The sequence below is a fragment of the Streptomyces sp. GC420 genome (assembly GCF_009916105.1).
Lineage (GTDB): Bacteria > Actinomycetota > Actinomycetes > Streptomycetales > Streptomycetaceae > Streptomyces.
Window position 1 is genome coordinate 17,623 of record NZ_JAAAXQ010000010.1, and the last position, 11,367, is coordinate 28,989.

General features: G+C 68.2%; 7 protein-coding genes and 2 pseudogenes. 5 read left to right on the forward strand and 4 right to left on the reverse strand.

Annotated features, from left to right (window positions below):
* Positions 1-1,058 (reverse strand): annotated as a pseudogene (locus GUY61_RS02555) (hypothetical protein); the annotation flags it as partial.
* 180 nt (positions 1,059-1,238) lie between these two features.
* Between GUY61_RS02555 and GUY61_RS02560 the strand changes: the two are divergent.
* The 3 genes from GUY61_RS02560 (at position 1,239) to GUY61_RS02570 (ending at position 3,624) form a co-directional block, all read left to right on the forward strand.
* Positions 1,239-1,982: a GPP34 family phosphoprotein gene (locus tag GUY61_RS02560; RefSeq protein ID WP_166628375.1), complete on the forward strand. Its 744-nt coding sequence runs from the start codon at positions 1,239-1,241 to the stop codon at positions 1,980-1,982.
* Positions 1,983-2,354: 372 nt separating this feature from the next.
* On the forward strand, positions 2,355-3,212 hold the full coding sequence (locus tag GUY61_RS02565; RefSeq protein WP_166628376.1) for a helix-turn-helix transcriptional regulator: 858 nt from the start codon (positions 2,355-2,357) through the stop codon (positions 3,210-3,212).
* A gap of 214 nt (positions 3,213-3,426) precedes the next feature.
* Positions 3,427-3,624 (forward strand): DUF397 domain-containing protein, encoded by a 198-nt coding sequence (locus tag GUY61_RS02570; protein WP_166628377.1) that lies wholly within the window; start codon positions 3,427-3,429, stop codon positions 3,622-3,624.
* Between the two features lie 132 nt (positions 3,625-3,756).
* On the opposite strand, the pseudogene GUY61_RS02575 reads toward GUY61_RS02570, so the two are convergent.
* Positions 3,757-4,479 (reverse strand): annotated as a pseudogene (locus GUY61_RS02575) (hypothetical protein); the annotation flags it as partial.
* A 461-nt stretch (positions 4,480-4,940) separates the two neighbouring features.
* Between GUY61_RS02575 and GUY61_RS02580 the strand changes: the two are divergent.
* Positions 4,941-5,798, forward strand: a complete 858-nt coding sequence (locus GUY61_RS02580) for a hypothetical protein (RefSeq protein ID WP_166628378.1) — start codon at positions 4,941-4,943, stop codon at positions 5,796-5,798.
* Between the two features lie 175 nt (positions 5,799-5,973).
* Here GUY61_RS02580 and GUY61_RS02585 read toward each other — a convergent pair whose 3' ends face one another.
* Positions 5,974-7,248, reverse strand: a complete 1,275-nt coding sequence (locus GUY61_RS02585) for a hypothetical protein (protein WP_166628379.1) — start codon at positions 7,246-7,248, stop codon at positions 5,974-5,976.
* A 276-nt stretch (positions 7,249-7,524) separates the two neighbouring features.
* Here GUY61_RS02585 and GUY61_RS02590 point away from each other — a divergent pair, with 276 nt between their 5' ends.
* Positions 7,525-9,183, forward strand: a complete 1,659-nt coding sequence (locus GUY61_RS02590) for an N-6 DNA methylase (protein ID WP_166628380.1) — start codon at positions 7,525-7,527, stop codon at positions 9,181-9,183.
* A gap of 20 nt (positions 9,184-9,203) precedes the next feature.
* On the opposite strand, the gene GUY61_RS02595 is transcribed toward GUY61_RS02590, so the two are convergent.
* Entirely contained in the window at positions 9,204-11,345 is a 2,142-nt protein-coding gene (locus tag GUY61_RS02595; protein WP_166628381.1) for a UvrD-helicase domain-containing protein, read from the reverse strand.
* Positions 11,346-11,367 lie beyond the last annotated feature (22 nt).

Sequence of the window (11,367 nt, forward strand, 5' to 3'; positions counted from 1 at the left end):
GCCTCGTCCGAGTCGTCCGCGGACGGCGCCTCGCCGTCCTCGTCACTCTGCGGAGCCCGCGAGGCGGACCCGCCGGAAGCACCCGCGGCCTCGTCCCCGGCCTCAGCGCGGCGCGGCACCCGGAACATCGTGGTCGCCCGGTCGCCGCCGGACAGCCGCTCCGAACCGGCCGCAGGGACGGCAGCGGGCTCGTCCGCCCCCGAGGAGGCGGAGACGCCGGCCCGCCCGGCCGCACCGGCACCGTCGTGCCGGTCGGGCTCACCTGACTCGTCCGCGGCACCCGGACCGGCGTCCGCGTCGCTCTCGGCCGGCTCGCTCGACCGCTCGGAGGACGTCGCCGTCTCGCCGGACGGCTCCCGGAAAGCCTCCTGCCGGGCCTCCTCCGCGTCGCCGGAGCCGTCGGAGCCGTCGGAATCCTCAGGAGCCTCGGAGTCCTCCGCCGCCGCCCGGTCGGCCCCGTGCCCTGCGGGCTCGTCGCCGGCGGTGTCCCCCGTGTCCGGGGATGTGCCGGTGTCCGGGGACGTGTCCGCGGAGGACGCGTCGCCGCTCCCGGCGGCCTCCTCCACCGTGTCCGAGGAATCCGTGTCCGGGGAATCCGTGCGCGCCTCGGCCGTCTCCGTGGACGGCGTCTCGGACCTTTCCCGCTGCCTGGCCACGCCGGAAGCGCCCGCCGCCGCCTGTCCGGTTCCCGCGTCCGCCTCCGGAGCGTCCTCCGGCTCCGCCCGCCGTGACCGTTCCTCCCGCGGTGACGGTTCCGGCGCGTGCCGCTCCCCGCCCTCCCGGCTGCCGTCGCCGGAGTCCCGGTTGCCGTTCTCGGGGTCCTCGCCGTCCCGGTTCGCGTCACCGGGGTCCGTGACGAGCGCCGTGGCCGCGGCGCCCTTCGTGCCGAAGACCGCCGTCGGTGTGTCGGTGCGGGATTCACCACCCCGGGAGCCTTCCGCCGCTCCGGCCGTGGGACTCTTGGTCCCGAAGACGGCAAGCCGCGGATCGCGTTCGCTCCGAGTCGTCTCCCCCGACGACTTCCGCTGCTCCGACTTGTCGGGGGACTCGCCCGCCACCGATGCCTCCTTCTTCGCCGAACGGTCTGAACCGCCTACCCAGTGTCCCGTCTCCGGGGCGCCGCAACGCGCTAGACGGCAACGACATACCTGACGGTTCCATCACAAAGTGGCCAGGCACTCTCGACAGATGAATGTGAGAGGGGTCACCCTGTCATTCATCCACGCGGGGAGGCATGGATGGGCAGGAGCCGCAGAACAATTCCGGAGGAGCTTCTGCTGCTGGCGCTGGACCCGACCACGGGTACCACCGCCCAGCCGCAGTCGCTCGACCTCGGCCTGGCCGGGGCCCAGCTCGTCGAGCTGGCTCTGGCAGGACGGATAGCCCCAGACGGGGATCGTATCGCCGTGGTGATGCCACGGCCGACAGGAGATCCGACATTGGACTCCGCACTGGAACTGCTGCGCAGGCGCGGCAGTCCGGTTCGGGCGGTCCACTGGATCGGCGGGCCCCGGCTGGGGCTTCGTCAGACGTATCTCTCGCATCTGGAACGGTGCGGCATGGTGCATGCCGTCGAGGGCCAGATGTGCGGAGTGCTGCCGACGACCCGCTACCAGGCGACGGAGACGGCCATCAGCCGGGAGATCAGGGCCCGGCTGGATTCCGCGATCCGCACCGGCGTACCGCCGGACCCGCGGACCGCGGCACTGGCCGCGCTGGCGCACGCGGTCGGGCTCGGCAAGCATCTGTATCCCGGGAACGAGGGGCGGTCCTCCCGCTCCAGGCTCCGGGATCTGATCAGGCACGACCCGATGGGCGGCCTCGTGGCGCACGCCGTGATGGACGTCCAGAACGGTGTGGCGGCCCAGCCACGCCGTACGTCGGCACCGGGCGGCCGCCAGCCGGCCGGACGGGCAGCGGATCCCGGCGGGGTTCCGATGCAGCCGCGGCGCGGGAGCATGGCACGGGCAGTGGCCCACTGACGGACCCGACAGACCCACCAGACGGACCGGGTCACCAGGGCCCGCCGTATCCACGGCTTCCGTGAACGGCATGCGCGGCAAAGGGCACCGCGCGCAACACCCTCGTACCACCCTCGTACCAACAGCCGTACCGAAGTCCCCATGACCCGGTTCGGGAGCCGATGGGCGCGCGGGGTGGTGGACCGGCCGCCCCGGACGACGGCCGGACCACCGCCCCGCGCGCCTGCACGTATAGCGGCATGTGCACACGGCGGCACCCTCTGTGGCCGTTTCCCAGCGCGGCCGCGCCCGTTGGTGGCAGTCTGCTGAGCAGAGGATTCGCGATACGCACATACACCTATACGAACGTACGCAGCCGGAGGTGCAGTTCCCGTGGCGTCCAACGTCAATCCCACCGTCCGTCGGCGCCGGTTGGGCCAGGAGTTGCGCCGGCTCCGCGAGCAGAAGGGCATGACCGCGGAGGAGGTCGCGGAAAGGCTGCTCGTCTCGCAGTCGAAGATCAGCCGCCTGGAGAACGGGCGGCGCAGCATCAGCCAGCGCGACGTCCGTGACCTCTGCGGAGTTTACGGCGTCGAGGACCAGCGGATCGTGGATTCGCTGATGCAGATGGCCAAGGACTCGCGCCAGCAGGGCTGGTGGCATGCCTTCGGCGACATCCCGTACAGCGTCTACATCGGCCTGGAGACCGACGCCGAGAGCCTGCGCATCTACCAGCCCCAGGTCGTGCCGGGTCTGCTCCAGACGCACCGGTACGCCGAGCAGTTGATCGCCGGCGCCCTTCCGGAGACCCCGCAGAGCGACCGCGACAAGCGGATCCAGGTGCGGATGCGGCGCCAGGAGCGCATCCACGCCCCCGAGAACCCGCTGCGGCTGTGGGCCGTCATCGACGAGGCGGCGCTGCGCCGGGTCGTGGGCGACCGGCAGGTGATGCGCGAGCAGCTGGAGCACCTGGTCGAGATGTCGCAGGAACCGCATGTCACGGTGCAGGTGCTGCCGTTCGACATGGGGGCGCACCCGGGCGTGAACGGGCAGTACGCGATTCTGGAATTCCCCGACGCGGCCGATTCCAGTGTGGTCTACATCGAGGGCGTCACCAGCGATCTCTATCTGGAGAAGGCGCAGGACGTGCAGCGCTACAGCGTGATGTACGAACATCTGCGGGCACAGGCGCTGAACGTCGCCCAGACCCAGCAGTTCATCGCGGAGATCGCCAAGGACTACGCCCGCTGAGGCATTCGGGCGCGTAAGCGGGGCGCACCGTACACCTTCACCACCCTTGGGCGGAAGGTCCGCATGGAATATGCCTCCGGTTGAGTGAAAGACGGCTTCGAGCCGCAAAGGGGGCGAGTAGCGTCGAGATCACGCCATCGGGCAACGCGATTTCTGAGCGATGTTGGCCGTCGGTAGCTCACGCAACTCATCAACTGGCAAGACCGGAGCAGAAATGGCAATTCAGCAAGGCGCCACGGACAGGTGGACCAAGTCCTCCTATTCGATGGGCAACGGCGAATGCGTCGAGGTCAAGTCCCCCGTCCTGCACACGATCGCCGTGCGGGACTCCAAGGCGCCCGAGGGTCCCTCGATCGCCTTCTCCCCCGACGCGTGGACCGCGTTCGTCTCTGAGGTCCGCACCGCGTCCTGAGCACCGCAGTACCGCAGTACCGCAGCCACAACCGCAGAATCACAGCGCAACACCGAGAGCCCTCTCGACTGGTCCGCCGTCCCGGCCGAGGGGGCTCGGCCCTGCCCCCTGCCACCTCTCGCCTCCCCGGCCTCAGCGCAGTTCGTCGACGTACCGGTCCGTGCCCGGCACAGTCGGCACGAAGGGTGCCACCAACTCGACGCGGCCCAGGCCCGCTTCCGTGACCGGCTTGTCGAGGTCCGTGAAGTGGGGGTCCCAGCACGCGCGCGGGTCCTCCTCGAGGAACCAGAGCAGGGTCAGGCGGGTGCCGACACCCTCCACCTGCTTGACGTAGGACATCCGGTCCAGCGGAAGTGGCGTCGGCCGGAAGGCGACGACCATCGCCGCGGGTGAGCCGGCCAGCCGCTTCGGGAGGTGGCGGGAGCGCAGCCACTCCAGGAGTTCCCCCTGCCCCTCCGGGCTCTCGGCGTCGACGACCTCGAGCACCAGGCCGGCGTACGGGTGGTCGAGCGCGTGGAAGTCCCGCGGCCCTGCGGCACCGTCGCGGTAGACGGTGGCGGCGTGGTCCTGGAAGGCGGTGAAGACATGGGTGCGCCGCTGGTAGACACGGCCGTCGCGGCCCAGGCGCCGGTTGATGGCGACGGTCCAGCGCATGTGGTCTTCGTAGCGGCCTTCCGTGACCCAGTACGTCGACAGGTAGCAGCCGGCCGTCACCGGCCGGGCGACGGCGGACTGCTCCGGGTACCGCAGTAGCCGGAGGTCACGGGGGGCGACCCAGCGGCGGCCGGCGTACATCCAGGGCATGGCCATGGCGCCCGCGTAGTAGTGGTCGTCCTCGTACCAGCGGTTGTACGCGCATTTCGCCCATCAGTCACATAACCCCAGCTCAGGGCACCGTTCTTTGACGCGGACACTGCGGCGGGGTCGAAATGGGGGCGTCTCGACCATACGGTCGACGCCGCCTGGGCCGCGCATCCACCTCATAACGGGTGGACATATCAACCCATAGGCGCCACACCGCCCCGCTCGACCGCCCAAGTACTGCGCGTTACAGACATGCATATGACTCCAGGTATGACTTCCCTGCCGCCCGAGGCAGTCCGCGATCACGCCTTCGACACCCCGTACGCATCTCGGTGGCAACCGGGGCGACCGCGCATAGGGGGACCCCGGCGGCAGGACGAGCGGTCCATTGCGCACGGCGAGGCGTGGTCGTTGATCCGCCTGCCGACTTGTCGCGCGCGATCACTGAACTTCGCACAGAGTCGAGCGGTACACCTCTCCCAATCTGATGCTGCGTCAGCTACACCGGACCCATGACAGACGACGCGACGCGCGCAGACGAAACTCGCAGCGACCTGTACGCCGAACTGGCCGCGGTAGGCCCCTATGGAGCCGACCTTGGGCACGCCCTCATCACCATGGTTGAGCCACATCCCGGCCGGGAGCGCGAATACAATCGCTGGTACGAAGATGACCACTTCATCGCCGGCGCGATGGCCATGCCATGGATGTACGCAGGGCGCCGCTGGGTCGCCACGCGAGAACTGCAACTCCTGCGCTACCCCGAGAAGTCCGCTGTCGCGCAGCCGGTGACGGCCGGGTGCTACATATCCGTCTACTGGATGACCGCCGGCCGCTACACCGACCACATGCGCTGGACCGTCGGCATCAACAAGCGCCTCAACCGCGACCACCGCGTATTCCAGGACCGCACGCATGTCTTCACGGCGTTTCAGGACCACGCGGCCACCGTCTACCGCGACGGTGCCGAGGGCCCACGCGACATCCACGCCCTCGACCACCCCTACGCCGGGCTGGTGGTGCAGGTCATCGATGCGGACTCCCCCGCCAGTCGCGGGGACTTGCTCGCGTGGCTACGTGACAACCACCTTCCGAAAAGGCTGGCGGGCTCGCCCGCCGCGATGGTGACCGTCTTTGCGCCGACTCCGCTGCCCCTGGACCGGATGACCTACGTCAAGCAGGTCGAGGGGGTCGGGACCCGGCTGACCCTGCTGTGGTTTCTCCAGGCCGATCCCCGCGATACCTGGCGCGATCACTTCATGGACCTGGACACCGCGGTGGCGGCTTCGGGGCTGGGCGAAGTGCAGTTCGTCGCACCGTTCATCCCTACGGTGCCCGGAACGGACCGCTACGTGGACGAGTTGCGGTGAGCCGTCCGGGTCCGGGCGCACCCGCGCCTGTATTGCGGCTGTGACGATGCCGTAGCCGTGTCACTCGACGACAGCAGGCCCGGGCAACGACACCTCTCGCGAGGGCAGCGCGTCTGTACAACTCAATGATCGCTTTCGCGCCTTCCGAGCGGGCAAGACGGAGAGCGCAGACGATCTACTCGTCTTGCGCGAGCTGCAAGGGCTCGTCTTCACCGGAAGGGAGCACCTGGAGGATCTGACCGGAAGACGTCACGACGTAGCGAATCTCGGTGTCGCCGTCCGTTCCGGGCGGGGAGACTCGGGCACGGAGCCGCTCTTGTCGCGCCGCCACCGACTTGTCGGAGTCGTGCCAACGGCCCTTGAGGTCAACCTGGGTGAGGCGTTCGGTCAGTTCGTTCACGACCGCATCAGCGTCCTCCAACTGATGGACCTGCGACTCCAACAACCTCCGCAGTGCGGCGTAAGGATTGGTGGGATCCGCGAGCGCCACCGCCGCCGCGTCGGCAACCATCGCCTTGCGTCGAATCGCAATCGCCGCCCGCGCCAAGTGAAGCTCCCGGATGAAGTGGTCCGTCTCCTTCGCCTTTCCGCCAAGGGCGTCCTCCAGGCGGCGATAGTCGACCTTGCCGTCCTCGTCCACCAGCTCGTCGATGACCCCGCGGTGCTTCTCCAAAAACTGCTGAGAGCGATAGAACTCGTCGTCCGCGCTCTTCAGGGCGAGTTCGACATTCGGATTGTGGCCGTCAAGCATCAGGCTGATCACGCGGGACAACTGAGCATCGGCCGATCGCTGGTCCTTGATCCGTTCGATGTAGTGACGTTCCTCCTGGCGGCCCAGGAGGGCTTCGACTCGGCGCTGATGTGCTCGCTGTTCACGTTGAGCCACCATGTCCACCGCCAGGACGGTTCCGGCGACAGCCAGCACCGGCCAACCTGCCGCGACGGCTCCTCCAGCGGCGACAGGCTTCAGAACGGCGTGCGCCGTCTTGCCGCCACTGCGAGAAAACCCTCTGAACCCGGAAGTTCCAGCAGCCTTGACGAGCTCAGCACCCTTTGGCAGTACCACCCGGAACAACGTCGGACTCTTCGGGTTGAGTGCCTCCACGATGCCGACCATCGCCTGCTGAGCCGCCGCGTTCACGGGCACGGTCTGGAGCTTTGCGACCTCCGATTCGCTGACCGGGTGGTACTCGACGGCGACTGGGACCGCCGCGGCTTCGAGCGCATCCCAGATCTCGGCGGACGTCGATCCGACGGATCGGAGAACGTCCTCGGGGACCAGAAGCCCTGCTGGCGGAAGTTCGGGTCGACCTTCGACCACTGCGGTGGCGCTCGGTGCAGTGTGTCCGCCCGAGGCGGTAGCGCTGCTTCGCGAGGATCTCCAGAGCAGCCACGTGGTGACAAGCACTGCGATGGCGACGACGGGAACCAACACGATAGAGATCGACATCAAGCCAAGTCACGTCCTCCAGCAGACTGCGGTGCTCGACACAGAAAGCACCCGAGCACAGCGAGGATCGCCGCCCTACCGGGATCGCGGCGGCGTCGAACAGGGCACGAAAAGCCTTGCCCCCTACACGCCGCCGCCCCGGCCCTGCAGGTGGGCGAGTGTGTTGATCGGCGCCGGCTACATCCGTGCTGCGATTCTGACACACCGCACGTCCGTTTGCGGCGTCAACATATGCACTCTTCTGCTTCACACTCACTGCCGTGTACGGTGGAGGACATGAGGGACGACACTGGCTCCGCTGCTGCGCCCTTGGTCACTGGGGCTGAGGTTGCTCGGCTGGCGGGAGTGACCAGGGCCGCCGTGTCCAACTGGAGGCGGCGCTACGACGACTTTCCCGCCCCCGTGAGCGGTGGGGCGGGCACCCCTCTCTTCTCTCTTCCCGAGGTCCGGGCCTGGCTCGCAAAGCAACGAAAGGGCCAGGATCTCTCGGACGACGTGCGGCTGTGGCAGGCCTTGCGCGGAGCCTATGGTGACGACATGGTCAGCGGGCTCGCATTGGTTGCCCGGTTCCTCACCCGCGGAACTGAGCCGGGGCTGGACCCGGCCTTGTCAGAGCTGCTGACCCAGCTTGCAGCGCGTGAGTCGGCGGCAGACGTGATCAAAGCGCTGACTGAGCGATTCCTGGATTCGGCGCGTCGGGCCGGATCTGATCAGGTGACGTCCCCGCGGGTTGTCCGGGCCGTCAGCCGTTTCGTGCCGCCGTTGCCGGAGGGCGGCTCTGTCTTCGATCCGGCTTGTGGCATTGGGTCATTGCTCTTCGCGGTGGGTCCACTGGCCGGCTCCCGTCGTTGTGGGCAGGAGCTGGATCCCAGTGCTGCCGAGTTCGCGCAGTTGCGTGCCGGACTGATCGGGCTGAGAGATGTGTCCGTGACGACTGGCGACTCCCTGCGCTCGGACAGTTGGCTGAACCTACGTGCAGACCTAGTGGTGTGTGATCCCCCGGTCGCCGAACCCGATTGGGGGCGTGAGGAGTTGCTGCTCGACTCGCGCTGGGAACTGGGCACGCCGTCGCGCGCCGAGGGGGAGCTGGCTTGGCTTCAGCACTGCTATGCGCATACTGCCCCGGGTGGCCACGTCCTGATCGTGATGCCCGCGTCGGTCGCCTATCGGAAGGCCGGGCGACGTATTCGCGCCGAGATGGTGCGACGGGGCATTCTCAGCCAGGTTGTCGCGCTTCCGCCGGGCACGGCGGCCTCACACAAGTTGCCGGTCCATCTCTGGCTGTTGCGTCGGCCGTCTTCACCCTCGGATGCCGTGTCCGTCGTCCGCATGGTGGATCTGACAGCCAGCGATCCTGAGGAGTTGTCGGAACCTGCACCCGAGCAGGTCGTGGACGTACCCCTCGTCGAACTGCTCGACGACATCGTCGACCTCACACCCGGCAGTCATGTACGGGCGTGGCACCGTGATTACTCCGCCGAATACCATGCCATCCGCGAGGAAATCGAGGGGCAGTTGAGCGCGCTGGCCAAACTTCTGCCAGCGCTCGGCGCAGAAGAGGGCGGCGATTCCCTCGACTCCGCGACCGTGAGTCTCGCGGACCTGGGCCGTGCGGGACTGGTCGATCTGGGCGACGACGGACCCACCTCGACGAGCGAGCAGTTGGACGAGGACTACCTGCAGGGTTTCCTCCGCAGCACGGCCAACATGCGTCGCTCCACCAGTTCCAGCGGTACCTTCCGCCTGGACGCGCGAGGTGCGCGCATTCCTCAGATGGCCATTGGCGAGCAGCGTCGATACGGAGCTGCTTTCCGTCTGCTCCAGGAGTTCGAGGAGCGGGTCAAGAAGGTGTCCCAACTCGGAGAGCAGGCGGCCTCACTCGCCCGTGACGGTCTCACCAGTGGGGCACTCACACCGCCCCGCGAGGACGACTGACACTCCGCGCTTCAGTTGCGTCAGGCCGCCTCCGGCAGGAACGGGCTCGGTGTGCCACTCCACGAGACGTGCAGCGCCTCGCGTGCCCGCGTGCACGCGACGAACAGCAGGCAGCGTTCCCGTAGCATGTCGGTTTCGTGCTGCAACCTGTCCACGTCGACCGGGGTGATCTCCCGGGCGAAGGGCACTGCGCTCGCTGTCACGCCCAGCACCGCCACGCACCGGAACTCCAGCCCCTTCATCGCGTGCATGGTGGCCAGTCGCACGCCGTCCACGTCCGGCCCGGGATTGTCCTTGACACGCGCCATGGGGATGCCTGCGTCCGTCAGCCTGTCAGCTACCCGGTTCAGCAGCAGGTTGAATCGCGCGCATACGGCGATCTCGGCCGGCCGGACGCCCTGCGCCATCCAGTCCTCGATCCGTTTCACCAGCGCCGCGACCTCGTCGTGCTCTGTCCCGTGTCCCGCGAGGTAAGGGGTGCGGCCGTGCAGCAGCGAGCGGTAGCCGGCGAGGTTGTCCGCTCCGTCGCCGGCCAGATCCTCGACGGTGACGTCAGCGAGGATGCCGGTCGACCAGGACAGGACCTCCTCCGTGCTCCGGTAGTTCACCCGCAGCCGGCTCGACCGGCCCGTGACGGTGACGCCGAGCGAGCCCAGTGAGACCCGTGAGTCGTAGATGCGCTGATGCGGGTCACCCGTGATGAACAGGTCGTCGGGACCGGGCGTCACAGCCGCACGCAACACCCGCCACTGAGCAGGGTGCAGGTCCTGGGCTTCGTCGATCACGACATGGTCGTAGCGGTAGATGCTCCCTTCGGGAGCATCCAGCAGGCGCGCGGCTTCCGCACACACCTGCAGGTGGGTGCATACGCCCTGGGTCTCCAGGCCGGATGTGAAGCGTTCCACGGCGCCCCAGACCTGATCCCGCTTTGCGGGCTGGAGAGGGGTGCCCCTGCCCCGTCGTGTCGCGCGCCGGTACTCGTCGGCGGTCCGGATGTCCTGGGCGAGGATGACATGCCGGTATTCCTGGGCCAGGAACTGCTCCGTCCATGACAGGGCCAGCTGCTTGCGCACCCGCTGCCAGACCTGGCGCTCCTCCCGGTCTCCGATGGGTGCGGGTGTCTTCCCGCGGAGCTCGGAGACGACGCGGTGTGCGTAGGCGTTGACGGTCGTGACATCGACGCGGTCCAACTGCTCCGCGCCGTCGAGAAGTAGGGCCAGATTCTCCCGCAGGGCGGCGGCGAGGGCTCCGGTGTACGTGGTCAGCAGAACCCGGTGGTCCGGTGAACGGGTCAGGAGGTGCTTGACCCGGTGCAGAGCCGCGACCGTCTTGCCTGTGCCGGGTCCGCCGGTGACCTGTGCGGGACCCCCGTACGACGTCCGGTAGGCCACGCGCCGCTGGGAGGGATGCAGGAAGACCCGCCAGGCCGCGAAGGGCTTGTCGAGGATGTCGGCCAGCTCCTCCGGCCCAGTGACCAGGGTGATGCGGCTCGATGTGTTGGCGATGGCGGTGGCAAGGTCCTCGGTCGCCTCGGGCGCCGCGTCGGTGGGCCGGCGAACGGATACGACATCCCGGTAGACCTCCTCCGGGGAGAAGCCCTCCGCAAGGTACTGGAGAACTTCGAACTGGTCTTCCGGCAGCAACGTGCCGAAGGCTTCGAGCTGCGCCTGGTCGGTGATCGTGCGAACCGCACGAAGCACCTGGTCGTCGATGCCGAGTTCGCGCAGCACCGTGTCGGAATGCCTGGCGAAGAGCAGCTTGGGCGCCACGGCTGCTGCCCTCTCCAGTGCCGGGGTCAGCTGTTCGATGGCGACGACGTTCCGGACTTCAAGGCCTCTCGTCGCGGTGTTGACCGTGTAGAGCCGCTTCGCCGCCCAGGTGTACGCATCGTCGTGCGGCACGACGTTGAGGAGCAGGAAGACGTCGCTTCCGTCGTCGGGCGCCAGGACGACTCCGCGCCAGAAGTCGTTGACGCGGATGGTCCGCATCCTCGGGTCCCGGGCCTTGTCCACCGATTCCAGGTGGATGCCCTTGTCCGAGTGGAGTTCGGCGACTGTGAGCTGCTGGAACTTCGCCATGGCCTTGCGCACGCCGGCCTTGACGGGCCTTTCCAGCACGTCGAAGCTCTCCCAGAAGCTGTGCGCGAAGGCAAGCTGCGGCATGGCGGGACTCCTCACTCCTTGC